This window comes from Flavobacterium sp. SM2513 (assembly GCF_050908145.1).
Classification (GTDB): Bacteria; Bacteroidota; Bacteroidia; order Flavobacteriales; family Flavobacteriaceae; genus Flavobacterium.
The window spans coordinates 771795-792709 of record NZ_CP194228.1 but is presented as its reverse complement, the minus strand read 5'-3'; the positions used below and the strand labels follow the sequence as shown (position 1 = coordinate 792709).

At 36.6% G+C, this 20915-nt stretch carries 19 protein-coding genes and 1 pseudogene; 8 read left to right on the top strand and 12 right to left on the bottom strand.

The features are described from left to right. Positions 1-539 precede the first annotated feature (539 nt). The 8 genes and pseudogenes from ACQ5J2_RS03105 (at position 540) to ACQ5J2_RS03070 (ending at position 8634) form a co-directional block, all read left to right on the top strand. Positions 540-803, top strand: coding sequence for a hypothetical protein (locus tag ACQ5J2_RS03105; RefSeq protein ID WP_432672227.1), 264 nt, complete (start codon positions 540-542; stop codon positions 801-803). A 203-nt stretch (positions 804-1006) separates the two neighbouring features. Further along, positions 1007-2365 (top strand): rhodanese-related sulfurtransferase, encoded by a 1359-nt coding sequence (locus ACQ5J2_RS03100; protein WP_432672225.1) that lies wholly within the window; start codon positions 1007-1009, stop codon positions 2363-2365. A 175-nt stretch (positions 2366-2540) separates the two neighbouring features. Continuing rightward, positions 2541-3947, top strand: coding sequence for a PSP1 domain-containing protein (locus tag ACQ5J2_RS03095; protein ID WP_432672223.1), 1407 nt, complete (start codon positions 2541-2543; stop codon positions 3945-3947). Further along, positions 3931-4416, top strand: a complete 486-nt coding sequence (locus tag ACQ5J2_RS03090; protein WP_432672222.1) for a gliding motility lipoprotein GldH — start codon at positions 3931-3933, stop codon at positions 4414-4416. Before ACQ5J2_RS03095 ends, ACQ5J2_RS03090 begins: the two co-directional genes overlap by 17 nt. A gap of 1 nt (position 4417) precedes the next feature. Further along, on the top strand, positions 4418-6721 hold the full coding sequence (locus ACQ5J2_RS03085) for a penicillin-binding protein 1A (protein WP_432672221.1): 2304 nt from the start codon (positions 4418-4420) through the stop codon (positions 6719-6721). A 151-nt stretch (positions 6722-6872) separates the two neighbouring features. Then, on the top strand, positions 6873-7574 hold the full coding sequence (locus ACQ5J2_RS03080) for a CoA transferase subunit A (protein WP_432672219.1): 702 nt from the start codon (positions 6873-6875) through the stop codon (positions 7572-7574). A gap of 15 nt (positions 7575-7589) precedes the next feature. Further along, positions 7590-7942, top strand: a pseudogene (locus ACQ5J2_RS03075) (four helix bundle protein). A 35-nt stretch (positions 7943-7977) separates the two neighbouring features. Further along, the gene (locus ACQ5J2_RS03070) at positions 7978-8634 is read left to right on the top strand and encodes a 3-oxoacid CoA-transferase subunit B (protein ID WP_432672217.1); all 657 of its coding nucleotides are present in this window, start codon (positions 7978-7980) and stop codon (positions 8632-8634) included. Between the two features lie 103 nt (positions 8635-8737). Here the strand turns inward: ACQ5J2_RS03070 and ACQ5J2_RS03065 are convergent, their stop codons facing one another. The 12 genes from ACQ5J2_RS03065 to ACQ5J2_RS03010 all read right to left on the bottom strand — a co-directional run bounded on the left by ACQ5J2_RS03065 (position 8738) and on the right by ACQ5J2_RS03010 (position 20912). Beyond that, the gene (locus ACQ5J2_RS03065; RefSeq protein WP_432672216.1) at positions 8738-10426 is read right to left on the bottom strand and encodes an ABC transporter ATP-binding protein; all 1689 of its coding nucleotides are present in this window, start codon (positions 10424-10426) and stop codon (positions 8738-8740) included. A gap of 18 nt (positions 10427-10444) precedes the next feature. Continuing rightward, positions 10445-11158: a 3'-5' exonuclease gene (locus ACQ5J2_RS03060; RefSeq protein ID WP_432672214.1), complete on the bottom strand. Its 714-nt coding sequence runs from the start codon at positions 11156-11158 to the stop codon at positions 10445-10447. Positions 11159-11248: 90 nt separating this feature from the next. After that, positions 11249-13465, bottom strand: coding sequence for a T9SS type B sorting domain-containing protein (locus tag ACQ5J2_RS03055; protein ID WP_432672212.1), 2217 nt, complete (start codon positions 13463-13465; stop codon positions 11249-11251). 89 nt (positions 13466-13554) lie between these two features. Continuing rightward, positions 13555-14703 (bottom strand): serine hydrolase domain-containing protein, encoded by a 1149-nt coding sequence (locus ACQ5J2_RS03050; RefSeq protein ID WP_432672210.1) that lies wholly within the window; start codon positions 14701-14703, stop codon positions 13555-13557. A 579-nt stretch (positions 14704-15282) separates the two neighbouring features. Then, the gene (locus tag ACQ5J2_RS03045) at positions 15283-15756 is read right to left on the bottom strand and encodes a methylated-DNA--[protein]-cysteine S-methyltransferase (RefSeq protein WP_432672209.1); all 474 of its coding nucleotides are present in this window, start codon (positions 15754-15756) and stop codon (positions 15283-15285) included. Between the two features lie 15 nt (positions 15757-15771). Beyond that, complete coding sequence (locus ACQ5J2_RS03040) at positions 15772-16278, bottom strand: DinB family protein (RefSeq protein WP_432672208.1); 507 nt, start codon at positions 16276-16278, stop codon at positions 15772-15774. Beyond that, positions 16278-17273: a porphobilinogen synthase gene (gene hemB, locus ACQ5J2_RS03035; RefSeq protein WP_432672207.1), complete on the bottom strand. Its 996-nt coding sequence runs from the start codon at positions 17271-17273 to the stop codon at positions 16278-16280. The genes ACQ5J2_RS03040 and hemB overlap by 1 nt, the downstream gene beginning before the upstream one ends. A gap of 58 nt (positions 17274-17331) precedes the next feature. After that, on the bottom strand, positions 17332-18234 hold the full coding sequence (gene hemF, locus ACQ5J2_RS03030) for an oxygen-dependent coproporphyrinogen oxidase (RefSeq protein ID WP_432672206.1): 903 nt from the start codon (positions 18232-18234) through the stop codon (positions 17332-17334). After that, entirely contained in the window at positions 18224-18751 is a 528-nt protein-coding gene (locus ACQ5J2_RS03025; protein ID WP_432672205.1) for a GNAT family N-acetyltransferase, read from the bottom strand. The genes hemF and ACQ5J2_RS03025 overlap by 11 nt, the downstream gene beginning before the upstream one ends. A 28-nt stretch (positions 18752-18779) precedes the next feature. Then, positions 18780-19160 carry a hypothetical protein gene (locus tag ACQ5J2_RS03020; RefSeq protein WP_432672204.1) on the bottom strand — a complete coding sequence of 127 codons (381 nt, stop codon included), beginning with the start codon at positions 19158-19160 and terminating at the stop codon, positions 18780-18782. Positions 19161-19163: 3 nt separating this feature from the next. Then, on the bottom strand, positions 19164-20189 hold the full coding sequence (hemE, locus tag ACQ5J2_RS03015) for a uroporphyrinogen decarboxylase (RefSeq protein ID WP_432672203.1): 1026 nt from the start codon (positions 20187-20189) through the stop codon (positions 19164-19166). 45 nt (positions 20190-20234) lie between these two features. Further along, positions 20235-20912 (bottom strand): uroporphyrinogen-III synthase, encoded by a 678-nt coding sequence (locus ACQ5J2_RS03010; protein WP_432672202.1) that lies wholly within the window; start codon positions 20910-20912, stop codon positions 20235-20237. Positions 20913-20915: the final 3 nt, after the last annotated feature.

The window sequence follows — 20915 nt, the reverse complement described above, 5'->3', positions numbered from 1 at the left end:
CAAAAAGCCTCATCGACCACGCAAATAGCCTCGTCGATGAGGCAAAAAGCTTCACCGACGAGGCTATTTGCTTCATCGATGATGTTAAAAGGGTGATTGATGAGATTATTTGCTTGGTTTTTAATTCATAAGAAGTAATTGTTTGTAAATATTTATATATTTGAAAATGAATAAATATTCTCAGCTATCTACAAGAACGTACGCTATATATAAAAACTAAAAGTTTCAAAATGAAAAAAATACATATTATTATTTTAAGCTTACTACTTTTAAATTGAGCATCTTGTAACAACGACTCCGAAAAATTAGAAAGAGATAAACAATTGCAGTATGAAAAATCGAATAAATTAAGTAAAGAAGCGAGTAACAAATTCTTTCAAAATGATTTTGCATCTGCAGAAGGGCTTTTTAATTAAGCAATTGAAGCAGATTGTGAAAATTCAAAAGATTATATGAATAGAGCATAGTTTGAAAAAGAGCATAATAAAAATTATTTAAAATCAATTTCAGATTACAGCCACGCAATTGATATTTTAACTTTGGAAAAAAGAACTGATAGTGATTTATTGTTTTCATATTTAGAACGTGGAGAATGTAAGCAATTATTAAATGATGACAGAGGAGCTATTCAGGATTTTGATAAAGAAATCGGTCAAAAACCTATGTTTAGCTCGCCGTTTTTATTAAGAGGGATTTCAAAGTATAACCTAAATGATGTTGATGGAGCCTGTTCAGATTGGAGTAAAGGGGGAGAACTTGGAGAAGGTGAAGTATACAAATATATTGGAAAATATTGTAGATAATATAACACAAACTGTATAAATTAAAAAAAACTTTTACTGAAAATTTTCCAGATCTAAGAAACCTCACCACTTCGTACCCTTCCAATATTCCATCATAACTCATTTACATTTTTCCCGCCACCTGACAATTGTCATTTTATAACCACAATAATATTCCCTATTTTTGCACCGAAAATAATTTCTCGACTTAAAAAGTTTATAGCATGCAACTGTACAACACCTTAAGTGCCGATGAAAGAGCCCAGCTCATTGACGAAGCTGGCAAACAACGCCTTACGTTGTCTTTCTATCAGTACGCAAAAATTGAAGACCCAAAAAAATTCCGTGACGAATTATTCATTGCCTGGAACGCACTCGATGCTTTAGGTCGAATTTACGTTGCCAATGAAGGAATTAACGCTCAAATGAGTATTCCTGCCGAAAACGTCGAAGCTTTTCGCGAAACACTAGAAGCTTACAACTTCATGCAAGGCATTCGCCTCAACGTAGCCGTAGACCAAGACGACCATTCCTTCTTGAAACTCACCATAAAAGTTCGCGACAAAATTGTAGCCGACGGATTGAACGACGCCACTTTTGACGTGACCAAAAAAGGAATTCACTTAAAAGCAAAAGAATTCAATGCCATCTTGGACGACCCCAATACCATTGTTGTCGATTTTAGAAACCACTACGAAAGTGAAGTAGGTCATTTCAAAAATGCCATTACCCCAGATGTAGAAACGTTCAGAGAATCATTGCCCATCATCAACGAACAACTCAAAGAGTTCAAAGAAAATAAAAACCTAGTAATGTATTGTACTGGCGGAATCCGTTGCGAAAAAGCATCGGCTTACTACAAGCACCAAGGGTTTAAAAACGTATACCAACTGGAAGGTGGAATTATTAATTATGCCAAGCAAATTCAAGAAGAAGGTTTGGAAAGCAAATTCATCGGAAAGAATTTTGTGTTTGATAATCGCTTAGGCGAAAGAATCACAGACGATATCGTTTCGCAATGCCATCAATGCGGAAAACCATGCGACAACCATACTAATTGTGCCAATGACGGCTGTCATTTATTGTTTATTCAATGCGATGAATGCCAAGCCTTAATGGAAAACTGCTGTTCTACTACTTGTTTAGAAACCATACATTTGCCACTAGCCGAACAAGTAAAATTGCGTACTGGAAAAGACGTTGGAAATAAAGTGTTTCGCAAAGGAAAATCGGAGAATTTAAGATTCAAACATTCAGGAGAACTTTCAGACAAGCCTTTAGCGGCAGTTGCACCAAAGAAAGACATTCGTCAGAAAGTAAAAGTCAAAAAAGTTTTATTGGCACATGCCACCCATTATTATGTCAAAGCGAAAGTGGCCCTTTTTGTTCTCGAAAACCACGACTTAACCGTTGGCGACAAAATACTTATTGCAGGACCAACTACCGGCAACGAAGAATTAATTCTCGAAAAAATGAGGGTCGACGGAGCTGAAGCTTCAATAGCAAAAGTAGGCGATAAAGTTACTTTTGAAGTGCCTTTTAGAGTGCGGCTTTCGGATAAATTGTATAAGATTCTGAATTAATAAAGGCTTTACATCCCTGCCTGTAAACCCATTTCATAGTGTTGAAATGGGTTTGTTTATTTTAGATTAACCTCTTGAAAATCCCCTTTGCAACATCAACTTAAAATTTCCTATCTTTACCTCCAAATATATTTACGAATTTTAAGTTATCCTAGATAACATTCTATATAAAATTATGGCTTGTACAAGTTGTTCAACGTCTGATGGTGGTGCACCAGCAGGCTGCGGAAATAAAGGAAATTGCGGCACAGATAGTTGCAATAAATTGACAGTTTTTGATTGGCTTTCTAACATGAGTTTACCTAACGGAGAAAAACCATTTGATTGTGCCGAAATCCGATTTAAAAACGGTAGAAAAGAGTTTTACAGAAACACCGAGAATCTTACTTTAAGCATGGGCGACATTGTTGCTACAGAAGCTTCACCCGGACACGATATCGGAATCATTACCTTAACAGGCGAACTAGTTCGGATTCAGATGAAGAAAAAAGGGGTGAATCATGAAAGTAAGGAAATCGCTAAAATCTATCGAAAAGCATCTCAAAAAGACATTGATATTTGGGCTGCAGCGAGAGAACGGGAAGAACCGATGAAAGTCCGTGCTCGTGAATTAGCGATTGCTCAAAAGCTGGAAATGAAAATTTCTGACATTGAATTTCAAGGGGATGCTTCCAAAGCAACGTTTTATTATACGGCAAACGACCGAATTGATTTCCGTGCATTAATTAAAGATTTTGCTAAGGAATTCAGTACTCGAATCGAAATGAAACAAGTTGGTTTCCGTCAAGAAGCCGCTCGTTTGGGAGGAATTGGTTCTTGTGGACGTGAATTATGTTGTTCTACCTGGTTAACGGATTTTAGAAGTGTGAATACTTCAGCGGCACGTTACCAACAACTGTCGTTAAATCCACAAAAATTAGCCGGCCAATGCGGTAAGTTGAAATGTTGTTTGAACTACGAGTTGGATACTTATATGGACGCATTGAAAGATTTTCCTGATTTTGAAACACGTTTATATACGGATAAAGGTGATGCAATTTGCCAAAAACAAGATATTTTTAAAGGCTTAATGTGGTTTGCTTACACAGATAATTTCTCCAATTGGCACGTGTTGAAAATCGAGCAAGTAAGAGAAATCGTTGCTGAAAATAAGCTAAAAAACAAAGTTTCTTCACTTGAGGACTTCTCCATTGAGGACGCTCCAGTTCCTGAAAAAGATTTCAATAATGCCATGGGACAAGAAAGTTTGACTCGCTTTGACCAACCAAAAAAGAAAAAAAGACCCACTAAAAAGAAAAAACCAACTGAAAATGCAATTGTAGCAAATAAACCAGCGGGTTCAAATATCATAAAGCCGAATAATTCAGCAAATCCGAACTCGAAACCACTTGCAATTCAGCCGAAAGCAAAACAGCCAGGATCTGAAAAACAAGAACGACTAGTAACAGATAAAAAGCCAAATAACCGTCCGAAAAAGAACAATAAACCTTCGGGGAATAAAAAACCGACAGAAAGAAATCCGAACGAACCAAAACCTGATAACCGAATAATTCCGAATAAAAAAAATGACACTAAAGAGTAGTTTTTTAGTTTTATTAATGGTTTTTTGTCTCATTTCTTGTGACAAAAAGCGTGTATTTGACGATTATAAATCTGTTGGAGATGCTTGGGTAAAAGACAGTATTGTCGAATTTGATTTTAAGCAAGAAGACACAACAACGCTCTATAATTTGTTTGTAAATTTACGGGCCAATCAAGCCTATCAATTCAATAATTTGTATGTGATTGTTGTCATGGAACGACCAGGAGGATTGACAAAGGTAGATACTTTGCAATACCAAATGACCAATCCTGACGGCTCGCTTTTAGGAGAAGGTTTTTCTGATATTAAGGAAAGTAAATTGTTTTACAAAGAAAATTTGAGATTCGATACCATTGGCGATTACAAAGTAAAAATCCAGCAAGCCGTTCGGCAAACTGGAAAAATAGAAGGAATTCAAGCTTTAGAAGGAATTACAGAAGTAGGTTTTAGAATTGAAACAATAGAATAGTATGGCAATCAAAAAAAACAATAGGTCAGCTAATGCTGGTTTTTCGCTTTACATAAAAAGGTTTTGGCAAATTTTCGCCATCGGTATCGGAAGTATTTTTCTGGTTTTTCTTTTGGCTTCGTGGGGACTTTTAGGTCACATGCCTTCTTTCAATGATTTAGAAAACCCAGAGTCTAATTTAGCAACCGAAATCATTTCTTCAGATGGAGAAACAATTGGTAAATTTTATAACGAAAATAGAAGTTCAATTACATACGATGAGTTACCGAAACACTTAGTAGATGCTTTGGTAGCTACTGAAGACGCTCGTTTTTATGAACATTCAGGAATTGATGCTCGAGGAACATTACGTGCTGCAACTAGTTTAGGAACGAGTGGTGGAGCAAGTACCTTATCACAACAGTTAGCCAAACAATTGTTTCATGGTGAAGGCTCTAGAAATATTGTTATGCGATTATTTCAAAAAGTAAAAGAATGGATTATTGCGATTCGTTTAGAGAGACAGTACACAAAAAATGAAATCATTGCCATGTATTTTAACGTGTATGATTTTAATAATTATGCAGTAGGAATTCGTTCAGCAGCAAAAACATATTTTAATAAACTGCCGAAGGATTTAACCATTGAAGAATCAGCAATGTTGGTTGGAATGTTTAAAAATTCATCCTTATACAATCCAACAAGGAATGCTCAAGGAGTAAAAAACCGCCGTAATGTCGTGCTTCAGCAGATGGAAAAAGCAGAAATTATTACCGAGGTTCAAAGAGAGAAATTGAGCCAACTCCCAATTACTTTAGATTTTAGATTGCAAACGCACAAAGAAGGAATTGCAACTTATTTCAGAGAATATTTGCGTGAATTTATGAAAGGATGGGTTCGCGACAATAAAAAACCAGACGGAAGTGATTACGACATTTACCGAGACGGTTTAAAAATCTACACCACTATTGATTCTCGCATGCAGCAATATGCGGAAGAAGCAGTTTATGCCCATATGGCAAATTTGCAAGAAGAATTTTTCGACCAATCTAAAAATAATAAAAACGCTCCATTCATTAAAATTTCTGAACAAGAAACAGAAAGCTTGATGAATCGTGCCCGAAAAAATTCGGAACGTTTTAGAATTATGAAAGCTGAAGGAAAAGACGAAGCCGACATCATAAAATCATTTGCTGTAAAAACCAAGATGCGTGTTTTTTCTTGGAAAGGAGAACGCGATACTATCATGACTCCTAATGATTCCATAAGATATTACAAACATTTCTTGCAAAGTGGAGTCATGTCAATGGACCCAGAAACAGGATACGTAAAAGCATGGGTAGGCGGAATTAATTACAAATATTTCCAATACGACCACGTAAATCAAGGCGCGAGACAAGTTGGCTCTACATTCAAGCCTTTTGTCTATGCAACGGCAATCGAGCAACAAGGTTATTCGCCCTGCGACTCAATAATTGACGCACCTTACACAATTCCAAAGGGACGTCATCACGTTACAGAATCATGGACGCCAAGAAATTCAAGTAGCGAATACCGCGGAATGGTAACATTGAAAAAAGCATTGGCACTTTCCATTAATACCGTTTCGGCAAAATTAATTGACCGTGTTGGACCCGAAGCTGTAATTGAATTGACCAAGAAACTTGGTGTAAAATCGGAGATTCCTGCTCAACCTTCCATCGCTTTAGGTGCTGTAGAAATCACGGTTCATGATATGGTTGCCGCTTATGCAACATTTGCCAATCAAGGAATTTACATCAAGCCGGAAGTAATTACTAAAATCGAAGATAAAAACGGAAATATTCTGTACCAAACTATGCCTGAATCACACGATGTTTTGAACAAAGACATCGCGTATGCAGTAGTCAAGTTACTTGAAGGTGTCACTGAAATTGGTTCTGGAGGTCGTTTGAGAACGCAAGGTGGTGGTTACGGATACAACCGTGTGACCGGCTATCCTTATGCTTTGACAAATCCAATTGCTGGTAAAACAGGAACTACTCAAAACCAGTCAGATGGTTGGTTTATGGGAATGGTTCCCAATTTAGTGACTGGTGTTTGGGTCGGAAACGAAGACCGTTCTGCACATTTTAAAAGTATTACTTTTGGTCAAGGAGCCACGATGGCATTGCCTATTTTCGGAATGTATATGAAAAAATGTTATGCCGATAAAACGCTAACGGTTTCAAAAGAAGCTTTTAAACGACCTGCGAATTTGGCTATAAAAGTCGATTGTTGGGTTCCGAAAGTTAAAGATTCAACTGCAATAGACCCAGAACAAGATACAGACGAATTCGATTTGTAATTTTTTTCGGAGCTATTTCCAGCTATCCACTATATCTTTTTTTAATTTCCTCGGACTTAAGTCCGAGGAAATTAAAAAAAGGATGCCGTTTCTATCTGGGCTAGGGGTTCAAGGATTTAACATCATTTTATTTTTAAAAATTTAACCAGTTATGATTAATAAAAAAGTAAACAACGTTCAAGAAGCACTTCAAGGGATTGAAGACGGAATGACCATAATGCTTGGAGGTTTCGGACTTTCAGGAATTCCAGAAAACGCAATTGCCGAACTAGTAACTAAAAATGTTCAAGAGTTAACTTGTATATCTAACAATGCAGGTGTCGATGATTTTGGTTTGGGATTATTATTGCAAAAAAAACAAATCAAAAAAATGATTTCGTCCTATGTAGGAGAAAACGCGGAATTTGAACGCCAAATGCTTTCTGGAGAATTAGACGTAGAATTAACACCTCAAGGAACATTAGCCGAAAAATGCCGTGCAGCTCAAGCCGGAATTCCCGCATTTTATACTCCAGCAGGTTACGGAACTGAAGTAGCCGAAGGAAAAGAATCACGAGAATACAACGGAAAAATGCACATCTTAGAAGAAGCTTTCAAAGCCGATTTCGCTATTGTAAAAGCATGGAAAGGCGACGAAGCTGGAAACTTAATTTTCAAAGGAACCGCTCGAAATTTCAATGCAAATATGGCAGGTGCTGCAAAAATCACCATTGCTGAAGTTGAAGAATTAGTAGCTCCAGGAGTTTTAGACCCAAATGAAATTCACATTCCAGGAATCATGGTGCAACGCATTTTTCAAGGAGAAAAATTTGAAAAAAGAATTGAACAACGTACGGTTAGACAAAAAGTCTAATTTGAAAATTTGAAGATGAGAGATGATAAAGAAAATCTAATTGTAAAATTGACATTCGAGTTTGCTTTAGAAATTATCGCTTTTTCTGAAGAAATTAGAAAAAAAATCGTTTTGAAATGGCCTCGCAAATTTTCAGGAGCGGAACATCAATAGGTGCGAATATTCGAGAAGCCCAAAACGCAGAAAGTAAAGCTGATTTCATTCACAAATTTAAAATTTCTGCAAAAGAGGGTGATGAGCTCCAATATTGGTTAGAACTTTGTTTGCAATCTCCTTTTTATCCTAATCCTACAGAACAAATATTTCAAAAATTAAAAACTATAAATTTGATTGTTTCGAAAATTATCTCGTCTTCCAAGAAGTCCTAATTTTCAAATCATCAAATTTTCAAATCATCAAATATATGCTTACAAAAAACCAAATTGCAAAACGTATTGCGAAAGAAGTACAAGATAAATTTTACGTTAACCTAGGAATCGGAATTCCGACCTTAGTTGCAAATTATGTTCGTACTGATATTTCTGTAGAATTTCAAAGTGAAAATGGCGTTCTAGGGATGGGACCTTTTCCTTTTGAAGGAGAAGAAGACGCTGATATTATCAATGCAGGAAAACAAACGATTACCACTTTACCGGGGGCTTCTTTCTTTGATTCTGCTTTTAGTTTTGGAATGATTCGTTCCCAAAAAGTAGATTTAACTATTCTTGGAGCCATGGAAGTTGCGGAAAATGGAGATATCGCCAACTGGAAAATTCCAGGAAAGATGGTAAAAGGAATGGGTGGAGCGATGGATTTAGTAGCTTCCGCTGAAAATATTATCGTTGCCATGATGCACGTCAATAAAGCCGGAGAATCTAAAATTCTAAAACGTTGTACATTGCCTTTAACAGGTGTTGGTTGCGTGAAAAAAGTAGTGACTGAATTGGCTGTTTTAGAAGTTACCCCAAAAGGCTTTAAGTTATTAGAACGTGCTCCAGGAGTTTCAGTAGAACATATTATCGCTTCCACAGAAGCAGAATTAATTATTGACGGAGATATTCCTGAAATGGTGATTGATTAAATTTGATTTGAAAACATATGATGAAGCCTTGAGAAATCAGGGCTTTTTTATTTATTGTATCATAATTTATTAAACTTTGCGACTTCGCGCCTTTGCGAGAATTCTACCCTTTCACCGGAATCGCTGCAATCAACTTCTTCGTATATTCCGTTTTTGGGTTCGCATAAATTTCATCAGCGTCATCAATTTCTTCAATTTTGCCTTTGTTCATCACTAAAACTTGGTCACTCATGTATTTTACCACAGCCAAATCGTGCGAAATAAAAATATAAGTAAATCCAAAATTCTCTTTCAACTCATTCAACAAATTCAAAACTTGAGCTTGAACTGAAATATCCAATGCCGAAACCGATTCGTCACAGACTATTAATTTAGGCTGTAAAGCAATTGTTCTTGCAATACCAATACGTTGCCTTTGGCCGCCTGAAAATTCATGAGGGTATCGATTGAAATGATCTTCACCAAGTCCGACACGTTCTAAAATTTCAATCGTTTTAGCTTTACATTCTTTGTCAGATTTATATAATTTATGTACTTGCATGGGCTCCATAATCGCTTTTCCCACCGGAATTCTTGGATTCAAAGAGGAATAGGGGTCTTGAAAAATAATCTGAATTTCACGACGCAGTTTTCGTAAATCGTTTCCTTCTAATTTTGTAATGTCTTGTCCACGGTATAAAATTGTTCCTGCCGTAGCTTTGTCCAATTGCAAAATGGCGTTTCCCAAAGTTGATTTCCCACAACCGGATTCGCCTACCAATCCCAATGTTTCGCCTTCGTAAAGTTTGAAACTAACATCATTTACCGCTTTAAAACTACTTTTCTTTCCGAAAATTCCAGCCGATGAAAGGTATTCTTTCTCTACATTCTTGACTTCCAAAAGTGGTTCTTTCGCATATAAATCGTTATGAAATGCTTCTCGTTCAGCAGAAGTCACAATTTCTGTCGAAACATTTTCTTGCAGGAAATCTTGAATTGTGGGTAAGCGTTTGAGTCTTGTATCCAATGAAGGACGCGAATTAATTAAGGCTTGCGTATAAATATGTTTCGGATTTTTGAAAATCGTTTCTACGGTTCCTTGTTCCACAATTTCGCCTTTGTACATCACTAAAACCCTATTTGCAATTTCAGAAACCAAAGCCAAATCATGCGAAATAAAAATAATACTCATCTGATTTTCCTGCTGAATCTCTTTCAACAACAAAATGATTTCTTTCTGAACCGTAACATCTAAAGCCGTTGTAGGTTCGTCGGCAATTAAGATTTGTGGTTTGCAGGCAATCGCCATTGCAATCATCACACGCTGCTTTTGTCCACCCGAGATTTCGTGTGGGTATTTATTGAAAATTACTTCGGGTTCCGGTAATTTTACTTTTTCAAATAAAGATAGTACTTCCGCAGAAATTTCTTTCTTCGATAATTTAGTGTGTTGTTCGAGCATTTCAGCCACTTGAGCACCACATTTCATTGAGGGATTTAACGAACTCATGGGTTCTTGGAAAATCATTGCGATTTGCTTTCCACGGATTTTTCGGAACGATTTGGTGTCGAAATGTGTAATATTTTCGCCATCTAAAACAATAGAACCGTTGGAAATCTTTGAGATATTTTTTGGAAGCAAACCCATAATTGCCAAGGAAGAAACCGATTTCCCCGAACCTGATTCACCTACGATTCCGAGAATTTCGTTGGGAAATAATTCGTAACTGATTTTGTGAATTACGGGTGCAAAGACTTTCTCTTTCTGAAAAGAAATTTCTAGGTTTTCTATTTTCAACAACGGTTTGCTCATTGCGTAAAAATAGGAATTTTATATGTGTATTATTTCATCGTCTACCAATAAATCTTCGCGTCGCAAACGCAGAAATATCTGTGCTACGGCAATCGTATCTTTTTCGCAATAGGTTACAATTCGGTCGATGTCTTTTTCAACATAATAAACGTGTCCGACTTGACTTCCGTCGATATCGTCTTTTGGAGAAGGAATTCCCAAGACTTTTGTCAATAATTTTAGGGAAGTGAAATGTTTGTAATCACCAAATTTCCACAACTCCAACGTATCTAAATGAGGGACTTCCCAAGGTTTTTTGCCAAAGAGATTCAGCTTTTCAGGAAGTTTGATTTGGTTGATAATCATTCGTCTTGCGATAAAGGGCAAATCGAATTCTTTAGAATTATGTCCACACAAAACATGTTGCGGTAAATTGAAATGATTGTTGATGAGGTTGCTAAAATCGTGCAGTATTTTAGATTCTTCGCCAAAAAAAGAAGTCACCCTGAAATGCCGAATGTCGCTTTTGATAGTAAAATAGCCCACTGAAATACAAACGATTTTACCAAATTCCGCCCAGATTCCCGCTCGGTCGTAAAAGTCTTCGCCCGAAACTTCTTCTTTTCGTTGATATTGCGTTTTGTGTTCCCACAAACTTTTCATTTCATCATCTAGCGAAGTATAATCGTCTGTTTCAGGAACGGTTTCGATGTCTAAAAAGAGGATGTTGGCAAGGTTGATTTTATCTATCATTTGGACTATTTTAAATGGATTTTATCTTATGGCATTAACTGAGTTAAAGATAATTAATTTCACATTCAAATAAACAACACAATAAAAAAATTATCTCTTCAACGAAAAGTGATTTTTGTATTCGTGTGTTATTCCATTGAAATTATAATTTACGGTAAACCAATAATCATCAGCTGGTAATTGTTGGCCGTTAAATGTTCCGTCCCAACTTTGACTTTGTGAGTTTATTTCGACAATAAATTTTCCATAACGATCAAAAATTCGAATTCTAGCATTGGCATCGAGATTTAAAACGGTCCATGTATCGTTATAACCATCGCCATTTGGAGTGAAATATTTTGGAAAATTAATAATTGTAATAATGGATTTCAAGTTGGAACAATTGAAACTATCGGTAACTTCAATTTCATAAACTCCTGGGCTTAAATTGCTAAATGTATTTGAAGTTTGAAATCCAAAATCATTAATTTGATATAAAAATGGCGGTTGACCTCCAGTAACATCTATTGTAATAAAAGAATTTGAACTAAAATCTTGCGATTGCGTGATTGTCAAACTTTCAGCTTTTGGAATTGCACTAACTGTTGCAGTTACAAAATCAGAAACGCATCCGGAATTAATATCGGTTACAATTACACCGTACTCACCAATTTGATTTGCTGAAAAAGTATTTCCTGATGCGTTTGGAATTGGATTTCCATTATAAAACCATTCAAACGTATGGCTGGCACTACTCAATTCAGTTCTTAAAACATAAGGTGGAATTCCGAAAATACCTGAGCCTAAAATACAAAGTTGGCCGTCCTGAATGAGTGGTATTTGAGTAGGCAAAATACTTATTACAATATTAATTGGATTACCAGTACAGCCATTAAATGAGGGAGTTACAACATAAGTTACACTTCCAGAAGTGCCATTTGTGGTTAATGTTTGTACGATAGAATTTCCTGATCCAGCAGAAGCTCCATTTACATCATTATCAATAACTGTCCATGAAAAAGTAGTTCCAGCGGTATCAGATTGTAAATCTATAATGATTTCTTCGCCTGAACAAGGGTTTATGTTTCCCGTAAAAGTTGCAGTTGGTACTTGAGCAATTGCCAAAGTTACTGCCGTTCTACTTGTGCCAAAACATTCGCTTGTAGTGTTATATACTTCCGCATAATAAGTTCCAGCAGATGTTGGGGTAAAAGTGCTAGAATTGGCAAGTAATAAATTTCCGCCTGTAGGTTGGTCAAACCAACTCACGGTATTTGCCGAATCAGTAGTTACTGAAAGTGAAGGAATCGGTTCATTACTGCAACTGTTTTCGTTGCCATTACTTATAGCTGGAGGCAAGCCGTTTGAAATTTCTACCGTAAAAACATTTGAAACTGTAGAGCAAAAAGCGGAGTCAATATTGGCCAAATCTTGTGCTATTTTAGTCCTAAAATAGGAGGTCACGGGTACTCCAGGAGTTGTAAATGTGGGATTATTTGCTCCAGCAATATTTGTCCAATTGATGTTATCAATGCTTGATTGCCATTGGTAAAAATAGGTTGAACTTCCGCTTGTAGATGCATCAAGTGATACTGTAGCTGAAGTATCGCAGGTTGAAAAATTGTTTGTTGGAAAACTCGGATTTGAAACAGTGGTTAAATCTCCACAAGATTTAAAGGCAATATCATCTATGGCTAAATCATTTCCACAGCCTCCAACACCGTTATTTTTCATAATCAACACTACTGAAGTTTCATTCGAAGTGGTAAAAACTAAAGCAAATTGTTGCCATAAAGGTGACGTTGAACCAAGAATGTTACCTGTATTTCCAGAACTTAAAAGGACGGTTTCTGTTTCATTCCAAATTTCAAAACGAACGTTAATTGGTATTTGATTATTGGTACAAACGTTTGAATTGGGGTTATAAACATTCATCAGCCATGCCGAAAATTCAAAAGTAGTATTGACGCATAATCCCGTCACGGAGCGTTTATAGAATTCTCCTGACACATTATTATTGGCATTTACAATGAGGCATTTTCCGTTTGGCCCATCAGTAACATCAGGGCTGTGGTCTGGAGAGTTGTGCCAAGAGGAATATAAATTAGTTAAGTAATTTACAGTATAAAAACCGTCATTTGGTGCTCCGTTAACAAATGGATATGTAGTAAGTCCGGGAGCGAGAGGAGGCCCAAAGGCAGTGCCGTTGCCAAAAGTTTCAGTAAAGATGGCATCACCTGTACTTCCGCCACAAAAGCTCAATTGAGCATGACTAACCGATATTGTAAAAAAGAAAAATACAAGAATTACTGTTTTAAAATGAACCATTTATGAACAAAATTTTATTAAAATACACGATTTCAAATGTAATACATTATTACTAAATTTTTTATAAGTTCGTTGTTTTAAAAGAACAATTACATTTCAAGCATTTTATATGTTTCGTCAATGTAGAGGTAAAAGTCGTCGCTGTGTGGTGTTCCATTTGTCGTTGGAGCGTTCTGATGTCCCAGTCTAACAATAATCAGATCATCTTCGGGAATCACAATCACGTATTGACCTAAGTGACCTCGCATATAAAAAATCTTTTTACCCATGTAATCGCTCAACCACCATCCATAGCCGTATTCTGGAGAATCTGCGAAACGAGGTTGAGTAGATTTCGCCACAAATGAACTGTCTAAAACCTGCTTTCCGTTCCACTTTCCGTTTTGTTCGTATAATTTTCCAAAACGTGCAAAATCTCTGGCATTACTTGCCACGCAGCAGTACGCTTTTACAATTCCATCTTTATCATCGGTTTGCCAAAGCGCTTCGTTTTTGGCACCCATGGGTTTCCAAAAAGATTCAGAAACATACGCCGCAAGATTTGTTTTAGTCGCTTTTTCAATACACATGGCCAACAATTGGGTGTTTCCGCTCAAATATTTATAAGCAGTTCCCGGCTTGCTAACGCCTTTTAAACCTAGAATTACCGCGTTCAAATCTGTGTCAAAATACGCACGTGTCGTTACTGAAAATGGGCTATAATAGCTCTCGTCCCAATTTAGTCCAGAGGACATTGAAGATAAATCGCCAACCGTCATCCTGGCCGATAAACCTTCTTTGAACTCAGGAAAATAATCGGAAACAAGCTGGTCTAAATCCGTTATTTTACCTTCCATAATTGCCTTTCCCAAAGCCGCCGAAACAATACTTTTGGCCATAGAAAAAGAGTTAGATTTAGAGTCTTTTGTATAATTATCATAATAACTTTCGTTCCAGATGCTGTCGTTTTTAATAATCAAGAAAGCAACAGTTCCTATTTGCTTGTGCATTTTCTCCAATGAATCGGTAGGTTTCACGGCGTTATATTCCTTAGAAATAGGCCAAGGTTGAGCAACACCATCCTCAATTTCTCGATTGTCAAAATATTGATAATCTTCAAGAAATGCTGTTGTATGTCCGTTAAGATAAATCGTCCGAACCGCTTTTAGCAAATAGTCAACATTAAAAACATACATCAAAACAACAAGTAAAAGCAGGATACCTGCCAACCAGATTAGAAATTTTTTAAGAAAACGCATACATTTTGTTTTTGGATGACTACGAATGTACATTATTTTTTTAATTTTTAGGAGCGAATGGCTTGGGCTTTTTCACCAGGCCGTTTTCCCGCTATCCGTTGCAATCTCCCGAGATTGCTTCGTGCCTCGCAATGACTTCGGGAGGATTTCCACTACAAATGCTTTGCATTCATCGAATTCAAATCATTAACCGATGAGATAATCGGGGCTAAAGAGTCACGTATGAACCCGATTTTGTACAAAAAACATTAATTTATAAAAAAAGCAGGTCGTCAAAGAGGTTTGATTGTCAGAAAAAGTTTGTAGGAAGCAAGCAAAGTAGTTTGATTGTCAAAAAAAAGATGTAGGAAGGAAGCAAAGTGGTTTGATTGCCAGAAAAAACTTGTGGGAAGCTATCAAAGTGGTTTGATTGTCAGAAAAAACTTGTGGGAACGAAACCAAGTGGTTTGTCACCTCAAAAACTACTTCGGGAGTCGTCCAAGTGGTTTGACGGGCGTCAAAAAACTGAAATTCTTAAAAATTTAGGTATAAAAAGCCCTTCGAGGGTTCAAAACCCTCGAAGGGTTCGGGAAAAAAGCGTTAAAATAAAGTATGTTGGATAGAAGGAATTTCGTGTTCTAACAACCACTTTTTTCGCCACAAACCACCAGCATAACCCGTGAGCGAACCGTCTGTTGCAATGACGCGATGACAAGGAACCACAATCCACAACGGATTTTTACCATTGGCGGAAGCCACGGCTCGAATCGCTTTTATATCGCCCAATTTCTTAGCCAAATCCATGTAAGAAATGGTTTTTCCAAAAGGAATTTTTGCCAATTCTTGCCACACTTTTTGCTGAAAAGCGGTTCCTTGTGGTTGTAATTTAAATGTGAACTCGGTTCGTTCTGAATCGAAATATTCTTGAAGTTCAGAAACACAAAGCTTTAAATATTCTGGAATTTCTGTAGATAATTCTTTTTCAATATCTAAAACAGTAATTGCAGAAACACCGTTTACATCACCGGTAATTTCGGCAGTTCCAAGAGGAGTTTTGATGTAAATGGTGTGCATTTTATATAAGGAGTTTTACCAACCCACATATTTTGGTGGTTTGACGTCATTCAAATTTAGATAGACCAAAAGTTGTCCGCGGTGATGGGTGACATGGTCTTGAAGTAAGTTTAAAATTTGAATTTTAGACTTCGGTCCAGCAAAGAATTCCATTTTCGAATCCAATAATTTCGGGTCGGAATTCTTGATAATTTCAAACACCGAATCAAAAGATTTTTCTAATAAAGCAATGGTTTCTTCCTTTGAATAGTTCTTGTCAACCTTCATTTTCTTGTAGTCTTGGTCAGTGAAATAGGTGGTGCTCAACCAGTCCATATTTTCTTTAATATGCAGCAATTGCTGACTAAAAGTCATTTCACGTTCGGTAGGTTTATAGTCGTAAAATTCTTCTGGCATTGCTTGAGCAACTTCCAATAAATAGTTTTTGGAGTTGTTCCATTTTTCTAAAAAAGCGTCCATAGTTGCATTTTGAGCCATGGCAAAATTTGAAATAAAAACGATAAGTAGTAAACTGTACTTCATTATTTTTTATTTAAAAGGATGGCAGCTTCTTTTGCAAAATAAGTCGAAATTAAACTCGCACCCGCTCTTTTGATGCACATCAATTGTTCCATCATAATCTTGTCGTGGTCGAGCCAGCCTCTTTCGGCAGCGGCTTTTACCATTGCATATTCACCAGAAACGTGAAAAACGGTTACCGGCACATTCACGGCATTTTTCACTTCGCGAACAATGTCAAGATACGCCAATCCTGGTTTTACCATTACCATATCGGCACCTTCTTCTACATCCCAAACGGCTTCTTTAATCGCTTCAATACGGTTGGCATAATCCATTTGGTATGTCTTCTTGTCTTCCGGAATTTCTTGATTATCGACAGGAGCGGAATCCAAAGCATCGCGAAAGGGGCCGTAAAATGCAGAAGCATATTTCGCCGAATAACTCATAATTCCCACGTTTGGAAATCCAGCTTCGTCCAAACCTTGACGTAACCGTAAAACGCGACCGTCCATCATGTCACTTGGTGCCACAAAATCGGCTCCAGCTTGAGCATGAGAAACGGCCATTTTCACAAGTGCTGCATTGGTTTCATCGTTTGCAATAGCACCGTTTGCAATGATTCCATCGTGACCGTAAATGGAGTAGGGGTCAAGAGCAACGTCGGGCATGATAATCATTTCGGGACAGGCTTTTTTGATGGCACGAATGGATTCTTGCATCAAACCATTGTCGTTCCAAGCTTCTTTTCCGGTGTTATCCTTTAAATCTTCGCTGACTTTTACGTAAATATTTATGGCACGAATTCCGAGTTCAAAAAGTTCTTTCACTTCAATTACAGTCAAATCTATTGAACGACGGAAAATGCCGGGCATTGAAGAAATTTCCGTTTTATAATTTTCGCCTTCAGCAATAAACATCGGAAACATAAAGTCGCTTGGACTCAAACTTGTTTCGCGAACTAAACTTCTGATGGATTCGTTTACTCTTAAACGACGACCTCTGTGTAATGGGAACATAAATTTATAGGTTTTTCTCGCAAAGACGCAAAGGCGCAAAGCGAAGTTTTGATATAGCTTATATCCAATCAATCGGATTTTCTAATACTTGAATTAATTTTTCTTCTTCACTTCCTTTTTCGGGATGATGGTCGTAAACCCACTGAACGTGCGGTGGCAAACTCATCAATATACTCTCGATTCTACCATTGGTTTTGAGTCCAAATAAAGTTCCTTTGTCGTGCACCAAATTAAATTCTACATAACGACCGCGACGAATTTCTTGCCACGTTTTTTGTTCAGAAGTATACGGTAAATCTTTTCTTTTTTCTACAATTGGAACATAGGCTTCAAGGAAACTATTGCCCACTTCAGAAACAAAGTGGAACCAATCTTCCATTTTCATGTCTTCGGTTTCTTTACAATAATCAAAGAAAAGTCCGCCAATTCCTCGTGCTTCAAATCGGTGTGCATTCCAGAAATAAGCATCGCATTGCTTTTTGTATTTGGGATAGAATTCTAGATTGTGTTTATCACAAGCGGTTTTACAAGTTTGATGAAAATGAGTCGCATCTTCTTCAAACAAATAATAAGGTGTTAAATCTTGTCCACCACCAAACCAGGAATTGATTACATTGCCGTTATCATCGTACATTTCAAAATAACGCCAATTGGCATGAACTGTAGGAACCATCGGACTTTTTGGATGAATAACCAAACTCAATCCACAAGCAAAAAAATCAGCTTCTCCTACATTGAATAACTTTTGCATGGAATCGGGCAACTTTCCGTGAACAGCAGAAATATTTACACCCCCTTTTTCAATGACGCTTCCATTTTCAATTACTCGTGTTCGTCCGCCACCACCTTCTGGTCGTTCCCAAAGGTCTTCCCTAAACTTTGCTTGACCGTCAATGGCTTCGAGTCCTGCGACAATTTGGTCTTGGAGGTTCTGTATGTAGGTATAAAATTTATTTTTCATTACTTAATTCGTATAACTCCATGTTTAGAGGTAATTCATTTATAGGTGTAAATTCATTTAGCAGCGTTCGTTGCCAAATAAATCCATTTTTCACTGCTACTTTACAACTTCCTATATTTGATTTATGTGCAATAATTTGTAGCGTTTTTAATTTTAATTCCTCCATGGCAAATTTTGACATTTCACTAACTGCAAATGAAGTCAAACCTTTAGATTCAAATTCCGAACCTATACAATAGGCCAATTCTCCTTGCTTTTTATTCCAATCAATCTTTTTTATAATGACTAAACCACAAATTTGATTTGTTTCTTTATTTCTTATTGCACAAGTAAAATTTGCCTTTTCTTGAATTTCTTTATTCTTAATTCCGATATATTCTACTGTTTTTTCTAAACTAGAATTACAGGAAATTGTAACAGGAAAATATTTCTTTAATCGCTCATTATTATCAACTAAAAATGAAAACAATTGACTTGCATCTATTATTTTCAAATAATCAATGTGAAATGAATCCATTTTTATCAATCGTGTTTTTCTTTCTAACTTATAATTTTCCTTTGACCTGTCCGATTTTACTGAAAATCCCAAACGAAAACACTTTACTTTCACTCTGAATGTAATTGTAAATCAACAATGCTTTTTCTATCAAATTAGCTTTTCCAACATCTATTTTCTTGCCAAGAAGAACTAAATAATCGGCAAATTGCTCCAAGCTTTCCCAATCAAAATGCAACTTTTCAAGGTGTTGAATTAATTCCTTACCTGAAAATTGAAGCAAAGTATCTATGTTTAACCCCAAATTCTTCAACTCTTCATCAACCGATTCTTTTCCAAAATCAGGGACGTAAATCAACTCGTTTAGTTTTTTTAGAATGGCACTAATCCGTTCTTTTTCTTCGTCTCTGAGGCTTTTATTGAGAGCCATTACTTATGAATTGTATTCTTTTACCGCATCAATGAACGCTTTTGCATGGTCAACAGGAATGTTTGGTAAAATCCCGTGACCTAAATTCACGATGTATTTGTCTTTCCCAAATTCGTCAATCATTTCATGTACCATTTTCTTAATCACAGGAATTGGCGACAACAATCTTGATGGGTCGAAATTCCCTTGCAAAGTAATGTTTCCACCAGAAAGATAACGGGCGTTTCTTGGTGAACACGTCCAATCTACACCAAGTGCAGAAGCTCTACTTTTACCCATTTCGCCTAAAGCAAACCAGCATCCTTTTCCAAAAACAATAACAGGAGCGTCGTCTGCCAAAGCCTCGATGATTTGGTTGATGTATTTCCAAGAAAATTCTTGGTAATCTACCGGGGAAAGCATACCGCCCCAAGAGTCAAAAATTTGAACTGCATTCACACCCGCTTTTACTTTTTCTTTTAAATATAAAATCGTGGTATCGGTAATTTTTTGTAATAATACATGAGCGGCTTCTGGGTATTCGAAACAAAATCCTTTGGCTTTATCAAAGCTTTTAGACCCTTGTCCTTCTACAGCATAACACATAATAGTCCATGGTGAACCTGCAAAACCAATTAAAGGAACTTCGTCGTTCAACATTTCTTTGGTTAACTTAATGGCATCAAAAACGTATCCTAGTGTTTCATGAACATCGGGAACAATTACTTTTTCAACATCCTGAATGGTACGAATTGGATGGGGAACAAAAGGACCAAAGTTTGGTTTCATGATTACATCAATTCCCATCGCTTGTGGAATTACCAAAATATCCGAGAATAAAATAGCAGCATCTGGAGCAATTCTACGAATAGGTTGAACCGTTATTTCTGCCGCTAATTCTGGGGTTTGACAACGGGTAAAAAAGTCGTATTTGTCGCGTAAAGCGATAAATTCCGGCAAATATCTTCCGGCTTGACGCATCATCCAAACCGGTGGACGTTCAACAGTTTCTCCTTTTAATGCTTTTAAAAATAAATCGTTCTTAATCATAATATCGTAGTTTGTGCCTTTTAAGTTCTAAAAAATTAAAAGATTTTATTTATAAAAATTTATACATTGGATAATTACGTTTTCAACGGTCGGTTGGTTCGCAATTACTACATTATTTGTTATGTTTTCTAAGGCATCTGCTGTCGTTGTTCCGATGCAAAAGCAGGTCTCGGACTTAATTTTATTATTCTTCAGGTAGCTTTCAATACCAGATGGACTGTAAAAAAGTATTCCGTCAAATGTTCCAGCTATTTTTTGTGGTGTCAAAAGGGTTTCATAAACTTCAATCTCATTAAAAACAACTTCCGCATTTGTCAACGCTTCGGGCAATGTGTCTCGTCTTAAATTGCCACTGAAAAAGGTGAATTTTTCCTTTCCGTAAATTAAAGTGATGATTTCGGCTAAATCGGCTGCATAACCGGTATAAGCAATGACGTTGAAACCGTTTTCTTCTAAAAGTCCTTTTGTTTTCATGCCTACGCAAAAAACATTTTTCTTTTTTAATAATTCAAGTGTTTCAGCTCCTTCTAAATTTTCTATTAGGCTTAAAACGGAATTTTGACTGGTGAAAATCAAATTTTCGTTTACTTTTTCAAGGGCAACTTTTTTCTGTTCAATTGAAATAAAATCAGTTTCAACTAGCGAAATATTGGCGTTAAGCAGAAATTGCTTTTGATTCACCAATAATTTTTTAGTCGAAAGTATACGAATAGGTTGTTTCATTTT

Excerpts from the sequence above, each read along its gene's own strand:
- ACQ5J2_RS03100 (WP_432672225.1), top strand. The coding sequence starts at position 1,007 with ATGCAACTGTACAACACCTTAAGTGCCGATGAAAGAGCCCAGCTCATT.
- ACQ5J2_RS03095 (WP_432672223.1), top strand. The coding sequence starts at position 2,541 with ATGGCTTGTACAAGTTGTTCAACGTCTGATGGTGGTGCACCAGCAGGC.
- ACQ5J2_RS03090 (WP_432672222.1), top strand. The coding sequence starts at position 3,931 with ATGACACTAAAGAGTAGTTTTTTAGTTTTATTAATGGTTTTTTGTCTC.
- ACQ5J2_RS03085 (WP_432672221.1), top strand. The coding sequence starts at position 4,418 with ATGGCAATCAAAAAAAACAATAGGTCAGCTAATGCTGGTTTTTCGCTT.
- ACQ5J2_RS03080 (WP_432672219.1), top strand. The coding sequence starts at position 6,873 with ATGATTAATAAAAAAGTAAACAACGTTCAAGAAGCACTTCAAGGGATT.
- ACQ5J2_RS03070 (WP_432672217.1), top strand. The coding sequence starts at position 7,978 with ATGCTTACAAAAAACCAAATTGCAAAACGTATTGCGAAAGAAGTACAA.
- ACQ5J2_RS03065 (WP_432672216.1), bottom strand. The coding sequence starts at position 10,426 with ATGAGCAAACCGTTGTTGAAAATAGAAAACCTAGAAATTTCTTTTCAG.
- ACQ5J2_RS03060 (WP_432672214.1), bottom strand. The coding sequence starts at position 11,158 with ATGATAGATAAAATCAACCTTGCCAACATCCTCTTTTTAGACATCGAA.
- ACQ5J2_RS03055 (WP_432672212.1), bottom strand. The coding sequence starts at position 13,465 with ATGGTTCATTTTAAAACAGTAATTCTTGTATTTTTCTTTTTTACAATA.
- ACQ5J2_RS03050 (WP_432672210.1), bottom strand. The coding sequence starts at position 14,703 with ATGCGTTTTCTTAAAAAATTTCTAATCTGGTTGGCAGGTATCCTGCTT.
- ACQ5J2_RS03045 (WP_432672209.1), bottom strand. The coding sequence starts at position 15,756 with ATGCACACCATTTACATCAAAACTCCTCTTGGAACTGCCGAAATTACC.
- ACQ5J2_RS03040 (WP_432672208.1), bottom strand. The coding sequence starts at position 16,278 with ATGAAGTACAGTTTACTACTTATCGTTTTTATTTCAAATTTTGCCATG.
- hemB (WP_432672207.1), bottom strand. The coding sequence starts at position 17,273 with ATGTTCCCATTACACAGAGGTCGTCGTTTAAGAGTAAACGAATCCATC.
- hemF (WP_432672206.1), bottom strand. The coding sequence starts at position 18,234 with ATGAAAAATAAATTTTATACCTACATACAGAACCTCCAAGACCAAATT.
- ACQ5J2_RS03025 (WP_432672205.1), bottom strand. The coding sequence starts at position 18,751 with ATGGATTCATTTCACATTGATTATTTGAAAATAATAGATGCAAGTCAA.
- ACQ5J2_RS03020 (WP_432672204.1), bottom strand. The coding sequence starts at position 19,160 with ATGGCTCTCAATAAAAGCCTCAGAGACGAAGAAAAAGAACGGATTAGT.
- hemE (WP_432672203.1), bottom strand. The coding sequence starts at position 20,189 with ATGATTAAGAACGATTTATTTTTAAAAGCATTAAAAGGAGAAACTGTT.
- ACQ5J2_RS03010 (WP_432672202.1), bottom strand. The coding sequence starts at position 20,912 with ATGAAACAACCTATTCGTATACTTTCGACTAAAAAATTATTGGTGAAT.